Source organism: Burkholderia catarinensis (assembly GCF_001883705.2).
In the GTDB taxonomy this organism is placed as follows: domain Bacteria; phylum Pseudomonadota; class Gammaproteobacteria; order Burkholderiales; family Burkholderiaceae; genus Burkholderia; species Burkholderia catarinensis.
On record NZ_MDEQ02000001.1, the window covers coordinates 256303 to 270251 of the forward strand.

At 67.0% G+C, this 13949-nt stretch carries 14 protein-coding genes; 7 read left to right on the forward strand and 7 right to left on the reverse strand.

Annotated elements, in window-relative coordinates:
* Positions 1-85: 85 nt before the first annotated feature.
* Positions 86-1171 carry an AraC family transcriptional regulator gene (locus BFF94_RS01120; protein WP_219138858.1) on the reverse strand — a complete coding sequence of 362 codons (1086 nt, stop codon included), beginning with the start codon at positions 1169-1171 and terminating at the stop codon, positions 86-88.
* Positions 1172-1246: 75 nt separating this feature from the next.
* Here BFF94_RS01120 and BFF94_RS01125 point away from each other — a divergent pair, with 75 nt between their 5' ends.
* Complete coding sequence (locus tag BFF94_RS01125) at positions 1247-3280, forward strand: NADPH-dependent 2,4-dienoyl-CoA reductase (protein WP_219138859.1); 2034 nt, start codon at positions 1247-1249, stop codon at positions 3278-3280.
* A gap of 192 nt (positions 3281-3472) precedes the next feature.
* Here BFF94_RS01125 and BFF94_RS01130 read toward each other — a convergent pair whose 3' ends face one another.
* Together BFF94_RS01130 and BFF94_RS01135 are read right to left on the reverse strand one after the other, a co-directional pair.
* Entirely contained in the window at positions 3473-3877 is a 405-nt protein-coding gene (locus BFF94_RS01130) for a DUF2471 family protein (RefSeq protein ID WP_128842393.1), read from the reverse strand.
* 136 nt (positions 3878-4013) lie between these two features.
* Positions 4014-4907 (reverse strand): LysR family transcriptional regulator, encoded by an 894-nt coding sequence (locus BFF94_RS01135; protein ID WP_219138860.1) that lies wholly within the window; start codon positions 4905-4907, stop codon positions 4014-4016.
* A gap of 86 nt (positions 4908-4993) precedes the next feature.
* Here BFF94_RS01135 and BFF94_RS01140 point away from each other — a divergent pair, with 86 nt between their 5' ends.
* Positions 4994-5779, forward strand: a complete 786-nt coding sequence (locus BFF94_RS01140; protein WP_128842260.1) for an NAD(P)H-dependent oxidoreductase — start codon at positions 4994-4996, stop codon at positions 5777-5779.
* Positions 5780-5917: 138 nt separating this feature from the next.
* Here BFF94_RS01140 and catC read toward each other — a convergent pair whose 3' ends face one another.
* From catC to BFF94_RS01155, 3 genes are read right to left on the reverse strand one after another with little or no spacing between them, the layout of a single operon-like run.
* Positions 5918-6208: a muconolactone Delta-isomerase gene (gene catC, locus BFF94_RS01145; RefSeq protein ID WP_021157297.1), complete on the reverse strand. Its 291-nt coding sequence runs from the start codon at positions 6206-6208 to the stop codon at positions 5918-5920.
* Between the two features lie 43 nt (positions 6209-6251).
* Complete coding sequence (catA, locus tag BFF94_RS01150) at positions 6252-7154, reverse strand: catechol 1,2-dioxygenase (protein WP_128842259.1); 903 nt, start codon at positions 7152-7154, stop codon at positions 6252-6254.
* 31 nt (positions 7155-7185) lie between these two features.
* Positions 7186-8319 carry a muconate/chloromuconate family cycloisomerase gene (locus BFF94_RS01155; protein WP_128842258.1) on the reverse strand — a complete coding sequence of 378 codons (1134 nt, stop codon included), beginning with the start codon at positions 8317-8319 and terminating at the stop codon, positions 7186-7188.
* Between the two features lie 91 nt (positions 8320-8410).
* On the opposite strand from BFF94_RS01155, the gene BFF94_RS01160 reads away from it, so the two are divergent.
* Complete coding sequence (locus BFF94_RS01160) at positions 8411-9301, forward strand: LysR family transcriptional regulator (RefSeq protein WP_128842257.1); 891 nt, start codon at positions 8411-8413, stop codon at positions 9299-9301.
* 150 nt (positions 9302-9451) lie between these two features.
* On the opposite strand, the gene andR is transcribed toward BFF94_RS01160, so the two are convergent.
* Positions 9452-10411: an anthranilate 1,2-dioxygenase regulatory protein AndR gene (andR, locus tag BFF94_RS01165; RefSeq protein ID WP_219138861.1), complete on the reverse strand. Its 960-nt coding sequence runs from the start codon at positions 10409-10411 to the stop codon at positions 9452-9454.
* A 213-nt stretch (positions 10412-10624) separates the two neighbouring features.
* Between andR and andAc the strand changes: the two genes are divergently transcribed.
* Genes andAc through andAa form a run of 4 tightly spaced genes read left to right on the forward strand, consistent with a single transcriptional unit; the run spans position 10625 to position 13944 of the window.
* Positions 10625-11896, forward strand: a complete 1272-nt coding sequence (gene andAc / locus BFF94_RS01170) for an anthranilate 1,2-dioxygenase large subunit AndAc (protein WP_128842256.1) — start codon at positions 10625-10627, stop codon at positions 11894-11896.
* A gap of 14 nt (positions 11897-11910) precedes the next feature.
* A complete protein-coding gene (andAd, locus tag BFF94_RS01175; RefSeq protein ID WP_128842255.1) occupies positions 11911-12387 on the forward strand; it encodes an anthranilate 1,2-dioxygenase small subunit AndAd in 477 nt (158 codons plus the stop codon).
* 20 nt (positions 12388-12407) lie between these two features.
* A complete protein-coding gene (andAb, locus tag BFF94_RS01180) occupies positions 12408-12734 on the forward strand; it encodes an anthranilate 1,2-dioxygenase ferredoxin subunit AndAb (protein ID WP_128842254.1) in 327 nt (108 codons plus the stop codon).
* A complete protein-coding gene (gene andAa, locus BFF94_RS01185; RefSeq protein ID WP_128842253.1) occupies positions 12724-13944 on the forward strand; it encodes an anthranilate 1,2-dioxygenase system ferredoxin--NAD(+) reductase in 1221 nt (406 codons plus the stop codon). The genes andAb and andAa overlap by 11 nt, the downstream gene beginning before the upstream one ends.
* Positions 13945-13949 lie beyond the last annotated feature (5 nt).

Here is a 13949-nt window from a genome sequence, read left to right on the forward strand (position 1 = left end):
CGTCCCGTATTGCCGGGTGGCGGATTGCCCGGCGCATGCACTGAAATCTGCGCGCAGCCGCGCCCCTGCTGCTGCCGGCTCGGCGTTATTCGCGCACCGGTGTGCCCGCGGCCGCTTCCCGATAAGCGCTCGGCGTCTGCCCGGCCCAGCGTCGGAACGCGCGCGTGAAATTCGCCGGGTCGGTGAATTGCAGTCGCTCGGCGATCGTTTTCAGGTCGAGATCCGACGCGGCGAGCAACTGCTTCGCGTCGCGAAACCGCGCTTCGTCGAGCAATTGCCGATAGCCCGAACCGGCTTCCTCCAGCCGGCGCCGCAGCGTGCGCGTCGACACGAGCAGCGCGTCGGCGAGCGTTTCCGGCCCCGGGTAATCGCCGGCCCGGCGCGCCAGCTCCGCGCGCACGCGTTCGACCAGATCGCCTTCCTCCTGCCGCACCTGCGCATACTCGTGCTCGACCTGCACGAGCGCCTGCCGGTGCGCGACTTCGTCGGCGAGCGGCAGCGGCCAGTCGAGCACCTCCCGCGCAATCCAAAGCGCATTTGCCGCGCAACCGAATTCGACCGGCGGCAACGTGTCGCGATAGCGCGCGAAATAGGCGGGCTCCGGCCATGCGAATTGCAGCGCGATCGGCGGCGACGCGCGCCCGGCCCATTGCGAGATGTTCTGCGCGAGCCCGGTCAGCACGAATTCGAACATCACGTGATGCTGCAGCACGGGACTGGCCTGCACGCCATGCAGTTCGAGCGTCGCGCCGCGTTCGTCTTCCGCATAGGTCAGCCGATATTGGCGGTTGCGCATCCGGAAGTAGCGCTGCGTGACCGACAGCGCTTCGCGGATGTCCCGCGCGGTCAGCGTCGCATAGCCGAGAAAGCCGTGCACGGTCGGCTTCAGCAGCAGCCCGAACGCGAGCCCGATGCCCGGATCGCCACCGATCTCGATCGCATTGAGCACGAGTCGCCCCCATTGCGACGGCGCGACCCGCGCGTCCGGTTCGGCCAGCACCGCATCGCGCAGGCCCGTACCGGCGCGCACGGCGGCCAGGCTGACGCCGCGTGCGGCCAGCGCCTGCAGCAGCAGGCGCGGATAGGCGACCGGAATCGTCGGCCGGCGCAGCCCGAGGCGGTCCTTGGCGAGCGGGGAGGTCATGTCGTATTGGCCGGAAATGACAAGCATTATGGCTGTTTGCCCCCTCACGTTCAAGGCGGCGCGCGCCTACGATGGCAAGCATCGCTTATTGGCTGGATCATCATGACCACACCCTTTCCGCACCTGCTCGCGCCGCTCGATCTCGGCTTCACGACACTGAAGAACCGCGTGCTGATGGGCTCAATGCACACGGGCCTCGAGGACAGCCGCAAGACACTGCCGCGGCTCGCCGAATATTTCGCCGAGCGCGCGCGCGGCGGCGTCGGCCTGATCGTGACGGGCGGTTTCGCGCCGAACGTGGCCGGCTGGACCAAGCCGTTCGGCGGCACGCTGATGACGTCGGCCGCCGCGCGGCGGCATCGCGAGATCACGGATGCCGTGCATGCGGAGGACGGCAAGATCGCGCTGCAGATCCTGCATACGGGCCGCTACGGCTATCACCCGTTCGCGGTCGCGCCGTCGAAGATCAAGTCGCCGATCTCGCCGTTCGCGCCGCACGAACTGAGCGCGCGCGGCGTCGAGCGGCAGATTCGCGCGTTCGTCCGCTGCGCGAAGCTCGCGCGCGAAGCCGGCTACGACGGCGTCGAGATCATGGGCTCCGAGGGCTACCTGATCAACCAGTTCATCTCGATGCATACGAACAAGCGCACCGACCCGTGGGGCGGTTCGTACGAGAACCGCATCCGGCTGCCGATCGAGATCATCGAGCGCACGCGCGAAGCGGTCGGCCGCGATTTCATCCTGATCTACCGGCTGTCGATGCTCGACCTGATTCCGGACGGCAGCGACTGGAGCGAAACCGTGCAGCTCGCGAAGGCCGTCGAGCGCGCGGGCACGACCATCATCAACACGGGGATCGGCTGGCACGAGGCGCGTGTGCCGACCATCGCGACGTCGGTGCCGCGCGGCGCGTTCGCGTGGGTGACGAAGAAGATGAAGGGCGAGGTCGGCATTCCGCTCGTGACGACCAACCGGATCAACCGCCCGGAAGTGGCCGAACAGATCCTCGCGGACGGCTGCGCGGACATGGTGTCGATGGCGCGCCCGCTGCTTGCGGATGCCGAGTTCGTCGTCAAGGCCGCGCAGGGCCGCGCCGACGAGATCAACACCTGCATCGGCTGCAACCAGGCGTGCCTCGATCACGCGTTCAAGAACAAGATCGCGTCGTGCCTGCTGAATCCGCGCGCGTGCCACGAGACGGAGTTGAAATACACGCCCGCGCGGCAGCCGAAACGTATCGCGGTGGTCGGCGCGGGGCCGGCCGGGCTCGCGTGCTCGACCGTGCTCGCGCAGCGCGGCCATCAGGTCGACTTGTTCGACGGCTCAGCCGAGATCGGCGGCCAGTTCAACATGGCGAAGCGGATTCCGGGCAAGGAAGAGTTTCATGAAGCGCTGAGCTACTTCGGCCGCCAGGTCGAGCTGACCGGCGTGAACCTGCACCTGAACCGCCGCGTCGACGCGAGCGACCTGATCGCGGGCGGCTACGACGAGATCGTGCTCGCAACCGGCGTCGCGCCGCGCGACCCGAAGATCCCCGGGCAGGACGGGCCGAACGTGCTCAGCTATATCGACGTGCTCGCGGGCAGGCAGCCGGTCGGCCGCAGGGTCGTGGTGGTCGGCGCGGGCGGGATCGGCTTCGATGTCGCCGAATATCTGGTGCAGGACGGCGAGTCGCCGGCACTCGATCTGGAGGAGTGGAAGGCCGAGTGGGGCGTGACCGACCCGGCCGCGACGCGCGGCGGCGTGACGCGCGCGCAGGTCGCCGCGCCCGCGCGCGACGTGACGCTGCTGCAGCGCAAGGCCGCGCCGCTCGGCAAGGGGCTCGGCAAGACGACCGGCTGGATTCACCGCGCGACGCTGAAGATGAAGCAGGTGAAGATGATCGGCGGCGTGAACTACGAGCTGATCGACGCGCGCGGGTTGCACGTGTCGTACGGCGAGCAGCGCACCGATCACGAGGTGATCGAAGCCGACACGATCGTGCTCTGCACCGGGCAGGAGCCGCAGCGCGCGCTGCTCGCGCCGCTGCAGGCGGCCGGGCGCTCGGTGCACCTGATCGGCGGCGCGGAACTGGCCGCCGAACTCGATGCGAAGCGCGCGATCGATCAGGGCGCTCGGCTCGCGGCGCGGCTGTAACGGGTGGTCGTTGCCATGTTCGTTGCGAGGTTCGTCGCGCGGCGGCGGTCTGCCGGCGCGACGGCCCGTGGCTTGCGATCCGATGCGCCGATGCGCCGATGGGCGCGCGCAGGACGGCATTGAACGGCATGTACCGCGCCACCACGCAATGCGGCGGCGCGATCGCGGCAAACCGCAGCCGGCCGGCGCGGCTCAGGCCGCTTCCGCCCGTTCTTCCTCTTCCGCTTCCAGCATCGCCTTGACGATCAGGTAGATGGCCGGCAGGTCGTCGTCGTCGCGGCGCCAGTCGACCGGCTCCTCGACGTCCGCGGCGACCAGCCGGCTGTCGCGCAGCCGGATGAATGCGTCGACGACCGTCGGATCGTTGCGGTTCAGGAAACCGGCATTCGAGAATGCCAGTTCCTCGACGTTCAGCAGCGCCTGCCAGCTCATCGTGCGGACGGCGGCAGGATGGGTGCGGCGTCGCAGGCCGAGCGCCCGCTGCGCGGGGCCGCCCGCGACACGCTGCAGATCGACGACCGCCCGCTGCGCGGCGCGCTCGAAGTGGACGGGATTGAAGCCGGGTTGCTCGGGATCGAATGCGGATGACTGGAACATGGTCGCCTCACTAAAGACCGTCTCGGATGACGGAATTCGGGTCAAATGACGCAGAAACACTGTAAATATATACAGTGTTCGGCGTACTTTCAAGCCCCCGATGACAGCAGGTGGCAGCCATTCCGCCACCGGCGTGTCAGACCGATGCCGCAATCGTCTCCCGTAACCACCGATGCGCCGGATCGCGGTGCACGCGTTCGTGCCACAGCATCGACATCTCGTAGCCGGGCACGTCGACGGGCGCTTCCACCACGCGCAGCGCGGGTACGTCGCGCACCAGCCGCTCGGGCAGCATCGCGACGAGATCGGTGCTGGCGACGGCCGACATCACGAACAGGAAATGCGGCACGGACAGCACGACGCGCCGCGCGGCGCCCGCCTTCGCGAGCGCTTCGTCCGTCACGCCGAAGAAGCCGCCGCCGTCGGGCGACACGATCACATGTTCGAGCGTGCCGAACTGCGCGAGCGTGGGGCGCCGCTTCAGCTTCGGGTGACCGGCGCGGCCGATGAGCACGTATCGCTCGACGAACAGCGGCAGGCGCCGCATGCCTGCCGGCGAACCCTCGGTCGTGTGGAATGCCAGGTCGATGCCGTTTCGTTCGGCATCCTGCTCGATGCGCGGCGGCACGAGTTCGACCACGGCGAGCCGCGTACCGGGAGCGGCCGAACGCAGTGCGTTCAGCGCGGGCAGCACGATCGTCGATTCGCCGTAGTCGGTTGCGGCCACGCGCCATGTGTTCGTCGCGATGGCGGGATCGAACGGCGTGGCGGGGATCACCGCGCGTTCGACCGCGTCGAGCGCGGCCCGCAGCGGCTCGCGCAGCGCTTCCGCGCGCGCGGTCGGCCGCATCCCGCGCGGCCCCGGCAGCAGCAGCGGATCGCCGAACAGGTCGCGCAGCTTCTGCAACTGCACGCTGACCGACGGCTGCGACATGTTCAGTTTTTCGGCCGTGCGCGTGACGTTGTGCTCGGCGAGCAGCATGTCCAGCGTCACGAGCAGGTTCAGGTCGAGTCGTCTGAGATTGTTCATGGCTATAACTGGAATATCAGGAATTCATTTCAAATATACCTTTGGCCGCGGCATCCTGCAGTCATTCAATCAACGGAGTGACGAATATGAATGTGCTGATCGTTTATGCCCATCCCGAACCGCGTTCGCTGAACGGTGCGCTGCGCGACTTTGCCGTCGGGCATCTCGAGGCGGCCGGCCACACGGTGCAGGTGACCGACCTGTATGCGATGAACTGGAAGGCGGCGTTCGATGCGAACGATGTGGCCGAGCGTGTGCCGGACGCGCGCTTCGATCCGTCGCTCGATTCGAAGCGCGCGTTCGCGACGGGTACGCAGCGCGAAGACATCGCGCGCGAGCAGGACAAGCTGAAGTGGGCCGACGCGGTGATCCTGCAGTTTCCGCTGTGGTGGTTCTCGATGCCGGCGATCATGAAGGGCTGGGTCGAGCGCGTGTATGCGTATGGCTTTGCGTATGGGGTCGGCGAGCATTCCGATACGCACTGGGGCAATCGCTATGGCGAAGGCTCGCTGGCCGGCAAGCGGGCGATGGTGATCGTCACGGCGGGCGGGTGGGAATCGCACTACAGCCCGCGCGGCATCAACGGACCGATCGACGACGTGCTGTTCCCGATCCAGCACGGCATTCTTTATTACCCGGGGTTCGACGTGTTGCCGCCGTTCGTGATCTATCGGACGGGCAGGATGAACGAAGCGCGCTTCGACGAAACGCGCGCGGCGCTCGGCAAGTGTCTCGACGAGCTGTGGACCGCGCAGCCGATTCCGTTCCGGCGGCAGAATGCGGGCGACTATGACATTCCGGCGCTGACGCTGAAGACGGAGATCGCGCCGGGGACGGTGGGATTTGCCGCGCATCTGGCGTGCGAGCAATGATCGTCGGCGCATCGTCGTGATGCGTGCCGATACCTGAACGCGGCGCTGCAAAATGACAAGGGCGACCGGCGAGAAGATCGCCGGCCGCCCTTGTCGTGCATCTCGCGGCCGTTTGGTAACGGCGCGCTTCACCTTCATTTACCGATCGTCTTCCCGCACCGAAGACGGATGCCGGCACAGCGCCCGCACTTCCATCTCCATATACGGAAACAACGGCAACTGGCTCAGCAAATCATGCAGCTGCTGCACGCTCTCGACATCGAAAATGCTGACGTTCGCATACTGCCCCGCGATCCGCCACAGATGCCGCCAGATCCCTTCGTTCATCAGGCGCTGGCACATCGCCTTTTCTTCCGCCTTCAGCGTCGCCGCCTTGACGGGATCCATGTCCGTCGGCAGACGGACGGTCATTTCCACATGAAACAGCATCCTGTACTCCTTGCGTTATCGATTCGTCGAACGGGAAGGCCGCTCACGCTTGCGCGCGGGCCCGCTCGACTTCGCTTCCCGGCACGTCCTGCTTTTCCTTGAGCAGCGAGAAATCGAAGTCGATCAGCGCGAACTGGCCGTCGACACCATACGGCTTGCCTTCCGCGCCTTCGGCCTGCTTGACCGCTGGGATCAGCCCGTCGCGCGTCGCGAAGGCGAAGTCGTCCCACAGATGCGGATCGCCTTCGATGTTGATCTGCGTCGTCAGCTTACGATAACCGTCCGCCGAAACGAAGAAGTGAATGTGCGCGGGGCGATGGCCGTGACGGCCGAGCTGGTCGAGCAACTGCTCGGTCTTGCTGCCGGGCGGCACGCTGTAGCCGACCGGCAGCACGCTGCGGAAGCTGTAGCGGCCTTCGGCATCGGTGCGGATCGAGCGGCGCAGGTTGAACGCGGGCTGCGACTGATCGAAGTACGAGTAATTGCCGAGATGGTTCGCGTGCCACACCTCGACCAGCGCGTTCGCGATCGGCGCACCATCGTTGCCGAGCACCTGGCCGCGCATGATGAGCGTCTGACCCGGATCGTTGCCGTCGTCGAGACGCGCATGGCCGACCGATTCCGGCGCACCGGCGACGTACAGCGGCCCTTCGATCGTGCGCGGCGTGCCGCCCTGGATGCCGGCCTTTTCCTCGGCCTCGTCCATCCGCACGTCGAGGAAGCGCTCGAGGCCGAGACCCGCGGCGATCAGCCCGAATTCCCGGCCGGCTTCGTTCAGGTAGTTGAGGGCCGTCCAGAACTCGCTCGGCTGCACGTCGAAATCCTCGATCGTGTAGCAGATGTCCTTCACGATCCGGTTGACGATCGCGCGCACGCGCGGGTTGCCGGGCTTTTCCGCGGCGTCGTCGAAGGTCTTCAGCAGGGCGTCGATGGCTTGCTTGTTCATCTGTGTCTCCGGTTTCGGTTGTCGTGTGGGGTCAGCGGGCGTCGCGTCGCATCCGCTCGATGCGGGCCCAGTCGAAGGTGATGCCGAGGCCGGGCGTCGCCGGCAGGTGCAGCTTGAAATCCTGGTAGCGCAGCGGCTCGACGAGGATTTCCTCGGTGAGCAGCAGCGGGCCGAACAGCTCGGTGCCCCATTTCAGCGAGTCGAACGTGCTGAACAGTTGCGCGGACGCCATCGTGCCGGCCGCGCCTTCGAGCATCGTGCCGCCGTACAGTTCGATGCCGGCCGCCGCCGCGATCGACGCGACGCTCGCCGCGCCCTGCAGGCCGCCCGATTGCGCGATCTTCACCGCGAACACGTCGGCCGCGCGGTCCTGCGCGAGCGCGAACGCATCGACGGGGCCGTGCAGCGCCTCGTCGGCCATGATCGGCACCTGTGCGAGTTGCGTGAGGCGTTTCAGCCCCGCGCGATTGGTCGCGGCGATCGGCTGCTCGACAAGGCTCACGCCGGCTTCCGCGAGCCGTGCGCCGGCCCAGATCGCATCGGTTTCGCTCCATGCCTGGTTCACGTCGACGCGCACGTCGCCGCGCTCGCCGAGCGCGCGCTTGATCGCAACCACGTGCGCGACGTCGTCGGCGACCGCGTTCGAACCGATCTTCAGCTTGAACGCGCGATGGCGGCGCGCGTCGAGCATCGCCTCGGCTTCCGCGATGTCGCGCTGCGTGTCGCCGCTCGCGAGTGTCCAGGCGACGTCCACCGCATCGGTCCTGCGGCCGCCGAACAGCTCGGACAGCGGCACGCCGAGGCGGCGCGCCTGCGCGTCGAACAGCGCGGTCTCGATCGCGCACTTCGCGAAGCGGTTGCCCTGGAACAGCTTGCGCGCGCGTGCCAGCGCGGCGCCCGGGCGTGTGGCGTCCATGCCCTGCAGCAGCGGCGCGAAGTAGGTGTCGATGTTGACCTTGATGCTTTCGGGGCTCTCCTCGCCGTACGCGAGACCGCCGATGGTCGTCGCCTCGCCGACGCCTTCGATACCGTCCGTGCATCGAATACGGACCAGCACGAGGGTCTGGCAATTCATCGTGGCGACCGACAATTTGTGGGGCCTGATCGTCGGCACGTCGACGAGCAGCGTCTCGATGCGTTCGATGGTGGCGGCAGTTGCTATCATGCGATTCCTCCTGTTGGTGCACATGGTAGGAATTCCGGCCCCGCGTCGTCCAACACTCTTTCCGACTACTTCCATACCTTTGAGGCATGAAATGGAATTGCGTCAGCTCCGCTACTTCATCGCCGTCGCCGAGGAAATGAACATCACGCGGGCGGCGGAGCGGCTGCACATGACGCAGCCGCCGCTGAGCCGCCAGGTCCAGGCGATCGAGGACGAGATCGGGCTGCCGCTGTTCGAGCGCGGTGCGCGACCGCTGAAACTGACCGATGCCGGGCGGGTGTTCTATGCACAGGCGAAGCGCCTCGTCGATCAGGCCGACGAGCTCGGCCCGCTGACGCGGCGGCTCGCGCAGCTGTCGGAACGGATCGTGATCGGTTTCGTGCCGTCGACGCTGTACGGCGCGCTGCCGGACGTGATCCGCGCGTTTCGCGAGGCGCAGCCGGACGTCGAGCTGTCGCTGATCGAAATGTTCACGCTCGAACAGCTCGGCGCGTTGAAGGGCGGGCGGATCGACGTGGGGTTCGGCCGCCTGCGTTTCGATGACGACCAACTGGTGCGCGAGGCGCTGATCGAGGAAAAGCTGATCGCGGCGCTGCCGGTCGGGCATCCGCTCGCCGATCCCGACCGGCCGCTCGCGCTCGCGGATATCGCGAACGAGACGCTGATCGTCTATCCGAGCACGCCGCGGCCGAGCTTCGCCGATCAGCAGCTATCCGCGCTGCGCGACGGCGCGCTGGTGCCGGCGGCCGTTCATGAGGTGCGCGAGCTGCAGACGGCGCTCGGGCTCGTCGCCGCGCAGGTGGGCGTGTCGCTGGTGCCGGAGAGCGTGGAGGGCGTGCGTGTGAAGGGGGTCGTCTACCGGCGGCTGCCGGAGCCGGCCGCGACGTCGCCGATCATCATGAGCCGCCGGCTGCACGGCGAGAGCGCCGCCACGGCCGCGTTCTGCGCGATTGCGCGGGAAATGATCGTGCCGGCGGCGTAACGATCGTCCTTACGCTATGAATTGCAACTAACGGCGTGTTTCAGCGTGCGCGGGTGAATTCGGAGAGGGCAGCCCGATGCGATGCCGTGCCGGCTCATGTCACAGCCGGCCGGCAAATCGTCGCGCGGTGCGCAAGCATGGCGACAACGGTTACCGCTTCCCGTCGAGCGTCTCCGACGGCGACTCGCCAAACTTTTCCCGGTACGCGATCGCGAACCGGCCGAGGTGCGTAAACCCGCAATCGAGCGCGACATCGGCGATCCGCCGGGCGGACGCCGTGCCGCGCAGCAGCTCGCGCGCATGGTCGAGCCGCGTCGCACGCAGGTACTGCATCGGGCTCATCCCGCGAAACTGCAGGAAGGCGTCGCGCAGCGTCCGTTCCGGCACGTTGGCGGCCTGGACGATATCGGCGAGCTGCAGCGGCTGCGTGTAGTGCGCGTTCACGAACTCCTGCGCGCGCCGCACGAAGCCCGGCGCCGGGTCGCGGTGCGACGCATGCAGCACGGACGGCGGATGGCCTTCGATCAGCAGGTCGATCAGCAGGTGCTCGAGCTGCGAGCCGACGCGCGGGTTCGCGTTCGCGCGTTCGAGCAGTTCGGGCGAGCGTGCGACGAACATCAATTGCTGGCGCCACGCGGCGAGCGCGGCGTCGCTGATGTGCAGCACGGGATCGAGCATCGCGCGCGGGTCGCCGGTCAGCGAGCCGACGGTCGCCGCGTCGATGCGCAGCACGAACTGCTCGCAATCGGCGGACAGCACCGCGTCGAAGCGCTCGCCGGGCGCGCACAGCACGCCGGTCTGGCCGTCGACGCCGAGCTGGCGCCCCATCGCGCGCACCTCGGCCTGGCCGGACAGGCAGAACATCAGCAGGTAATAGCCGTCGACCGCGTCGACCTGCACGCGCATCGCGTCGCCGAATGCGATCGTGCCGATCCCGAGCCCGCCGAGCTTGACGAAATCCATGTGCGACGCACCCTGCACGCGGCCGTTCGGCAGCAGCGCATGCGGCTGCATCACGCGCGAGATCCGCTCGCGCGTCTCGTCGAGATCGCGGGATTCGAACAGCCGGTGCGCGCGCAGCGCGACCGGCTCGAACGACGTTGGGGACATGGGCCTCAGCCTTTGTATGAGCGACGCGCGCTTCGATCCGACGAATGGGTCGCGATCGTGCGCCGGGACGCGTGTGCCGCCATGCTAGCGCAGAAATCCGCCGAAAGTGGATATTGCGCCGCCGCAATCGCACTTTCCGGATAGACGGCGAATATTAGCTTTTCAAAAATGGGCTCCATGCATTCAACGAAACGGATGGACAAGGAGTCCGACATGGAGCAGACAGAATCGCCCGTCGTATTCGCCGCGCGCGGCGACGCATCCGACGTGACCTTTCCGCACGACGACGGCTCGCGCGTGCCGTACAAGGTGTTCAGCTCGCGCGCGGTCTACGATCGCGAGCAGGAGCGCATCTTCCGCGGGCCGACATGGAACTTCGTCGCGCTGGAAGCGGAAATCCCGAACGCCGGCGACTTCAAGAGCACGTTCGTCGGCGATACGCCGGTGGTCGTCACGCGCACCGAGGACGGCACGCTGTCCGCGTGGGTGAACCGCTGCGCGCACCGCGGCGCACAGGTGTGCCGCAAGTCGCGCGGCAACGCGAGTTCGCACACGTGCGTGTATCACCAGTGGAGCTTCGACAACCAGGGCAACCTGCTCGGCGTGCCGTTCCGGCGCGGCCAGAAGGGGATGTCCGGGATGCCGGCCGACTTCGACCCGAAGCAGCACGGGCTGCGCAAGCTGCGCGTCGACAGCTACCGCGGGCTCGTGTTCGCGACCTTCAGCGACGACGTGATGCCGCTGCCCGACTATCTCGGCGAGCAGATGCGCCCGTGGATCGACCGGATCTTCCACAAGCCGATCGAGTATCTCGGCTGCACGCGCCAGTATTCGAAGTCGAACTGGAAGTTGTACATGGAGAACGTGAAGGACCCGTATCACGCGAGCATGCTGCACCTGTTCCATACGACCTTCAACATCTTCCGCGTCGGGATGAAGGCGCGCTCGATTCCGGATGCGAACCACGGGCTGCACAGCATCATCACGGTGACGAAGACGGGCGACGACACGTCGGCCGCGTACAAGCAGCAGAACATCCGTTCGTTCGACGAGGGCTTCCACCTCGAGGACGAATCGATCCTCGATCTCGTGTCGGAATACGACGAGGACTGCACGAACCATATCCAGCCGATCTTCCCGCAGCTCGTGATCCAGCAGATCCACAACACGCTGGTTGCGCGGCAGATCCTGCCGAAGGGCCCCGACAACTTCGAGCTGATCTTCCACTTCTTCGGCTACGTGGACGACACGCCGGAACTGCGCGCGCTGCGCATCAAGCAGGCGAACCTCGTCGGGCCGGCCGGCTACATCTCGATGGAGGACACGGAGGCGACCGAGCTCGTGCAGCGCGGCACGGTGCGCGACGGCGATGCGACGTCGGTGATCGAGATGTCGCGCGGCAATCCGGACCAGCAGGACACGGTGATCACCGAAAGCCTGATCCGCAAGTTCTGGGTCGGCTACCAGAAGCTGATGGGCTATTGAAGCGGGAGCGCGAAATGACGGAAGACATGAAGACGTGGTTCGAGATTTACATGCTCCAGAACCGCTATATCGGGCACCTCGACAACGACCGGCTCGAACACTGGCCGGAAATGTTCACCGAGGACTGCACGTACGAAATCGTGCCGAAGGAGAACGCGGATCTCGGGCTGCCGGTCGGGATCGTCCACTGCACGAACCAGCGGATGCTGCGCGATCGCGTGGTGTCGCTGCGGCACGCGAACATCTTCGAGGAGCACACGTACCGGCACATGACGTCGGGTCTGACGATCATCGCGGAGCGCGACGGCGAGATCGACACCGAGAGCAACTACGTCGTCGTGCAGACGCGCAGCAACGGCGAATCGAATGTGTACCAGGCCGGCAAGTATTACGACACGGTCGTGCGCACGCCCGACGGGCTGCGATACAAGACCAAGCGGGTGATCTACGACACGTCGCGCGTGCAGACGCTGCTTGCCACCCCGATCTGACGCAGAAGCAAGGAAAAGACATGACCGAAGCAACGCTGGCCGAGTGGCATTCGCTCGGCGCTTTCGACGAATTCTCCGAAGACGAACCGGCGGCGCGCGTCGCCGGCCAGAAGCCGATTGCCGTGTTCCGGATCGGCGACGAACTGTTCGCGATGCACGACCTCTGCACGCACGGCCATGCGCGGCTGTCCGAAGGCTATGTGGAGGACGGCTGCGTCGAATGCCCGCTGCACCAGGGGCTGATCGACATCCGCACCGGCGCGCCGAAATGCGCGCCGATCACCGAGCCGGTGCGGGTCTATCCGATCCGGATCGTCGACGGGCAGGTGGAAGTCAATGTCGGCTGATCCGTTCGTGATCGTCGGCGCGGGCCACGCGGCGCGGCGCACGGCCGAAGCGCTGCGCGAACGCGACGCCGCGGCGCGCATCGTGATGATCGGCGCGGAGCGCGAACTGCCGTACGACCGGCCCGCGCTGTCGAAGGATGCGCTGCTGAGCGACGGCGGCGAGCAGCGTGCGTTCGTGCGCGATGCGGCGTGGTACGACGCGCAGCGCATCGAGTTGCGGCTCGGCACGCGTGTCGACGCGATCGAGCGGGATGCACGGCGCGTGCGGCTCGACGACGGCACGACGCTGCCTTATGCGCGGCTCGTGCTCGCGACGGGCTCGCGGGTGCGCATGTTCGGCGGGGCAGTCGACGAAGGTGTCACGCCGTATTACGTCCGCACGGTTGAAGATGCACGTGCGTTGCGCGCGCAACTTTCGCCAGGGCGCCGCGTGGCGGTGCTCGGCGGCGGTTTCATCGGCCTCGAGGTCGCGGCTGCGGCGCGTCAGCTCGGTTGCGACGTGACGGTGATCGATCCGGCGCCCCGCTTGTTGCAGCGTGCGTTGCCGGATGTGGTCGGCGCGTATGCGCGTCAGTTGCATGACACGCGTGGCGTGGTCTTCCAGATGGCGACGCTGCCGCGTGCGATTCGTCGCGCGCCGGCCGGCGGCGCGATCGTCGAGACCGACCGCGGCGACGTGCCGGCCGACATCGTCGTGGTCGGAATCGGTGTGGTGCCCAATGTCGAACTCGCGCAGGCGGCCGGGCTCGATGTCGACAACGGGATACGCGTCGACGCGGGCTGCCGCACGGCCGACCCCGCGATCTTCGCGGCGGGCGAGGTGACGATGCACTTCAATCCGTTGCTCGGGCGTCACGTGCGGATCGAATCGTGGCAGGTGGCCGAAAACCAGCCGGCCGTCGCGGCCGCGAACGTGCTTGGCGCGGACGAGACCTATGCCGAGCTGCCGTGGCTGTGGTCCGATCAGTACGACTGCAACCTGCAGATGCTCGGGTTGTTCGGCAGCGAACGCACGACCGTCGTGCGCGGCGATCCGGCGAGCGGGCCGTTCACGGTGTTCGGGCTGGGCGACGACGGCAGGATCGTCGCGGTGGCCGCGGCGAACCTGGGGCGCGACATCGGCGCATCGCGCCGGCTGATCGCGGCGGGGGCGGTGCCGGATCCGGTGAAACTCGCGGATCTGGCGGTGAACCTGAAGACGTTTCTGTAACGTTC

Coding starts and splice junctions, on each gene's coding strand:
- catC (WP_021157297.1), bottom strand. CDS start 6,208: ATGCTGTTTCATGTGGAAATGACCGTCCGTCTGCCGACGGACATGGAT.
- andAb (WP_128842254.1), top strand. CDS start 12,408: ATGACCGAAGCAACGCTGGCCGAGTGGCATTCGCTCGGCGCTTTCGAC.
- BFF94_RS01130 (WP_128842393.1), bottom strand. CDS start 3,877: ATGTTCCAGTCATCCGCATTCGATCCCGAGCAACCCGGCTTCAATCCC.
- andR (WP_219138861.1), bottom strand. CDS start 10,411: ATGTCCCCAACGTCGTTCGAGCCGGTCGCGCTGCGCGCGCACCGGCTG.
- BFF94_RS01125 (WP_219138859.1), top strand. CDS start 1,247: ATGACCACACCCTTTCCGCACCTGCTCGCGCCGCTCGATCTCGGCTTC.
- BFF94_RS01160 (WP_128842257.1), top strand. CDS start 8,411: ATGGAATTGCGTCAGCTCCGCTACTTCATCGCCGTCGCCGAGGAAATG.
- BFF94_RS01135 (WP_219138860.1), bottom strand. CDS start 4,907: ATGAACAATCTCAGACGACTCGACCTGAACCTGCTCGTGACGCTGGAC.
- andAd (WP_128842255.1), top strand. CDS start 11,911: ATGACGGAAGACATGAAGACGTGGTTCGAGATTTACATGCTCCAGAAC.
- andAc (WP_128842256.1), top strand. CDS start 10,625: ATGGAGCAGACAGAATCGCCCGTCGTATTCGCCGCGCGCGGCGACGCA.
- BFF94_RS01155 (WP_128842258.1), bottom strand. CDS start 8,319: ATGATAGCAACTGCCGCCACCATCGAACGCATCGAGACGCTGCTCGTC.
- BFF94_RS01120 (WP_219138858.1), bottom strand. CDS start 1,171: ATGCTTGTCATTTCCGGCCAATACGACATGACCTCCCCGCTCGCCAAG.
- BFF94_RS01140 (WP_128842260.1), top strand. CDS start 4,994: ATGAATGTGCTGATCGTTTATGCCCATCCCGAACCGCGTTCGCTGAAC.
- andAa (WP_128842253.1), top strand. CDS start 12,724: ATGTCGGCTGATCCGTTCGTGATCGTCGGCGCGGGCCACGCGGCGCGG.
- catA (WP_128842259.1), bottom strand. CDS start 7,154: ATGAACAAGCAAGCCATCGACGCCCTGCTGAAGACCTTCGACGACGCC.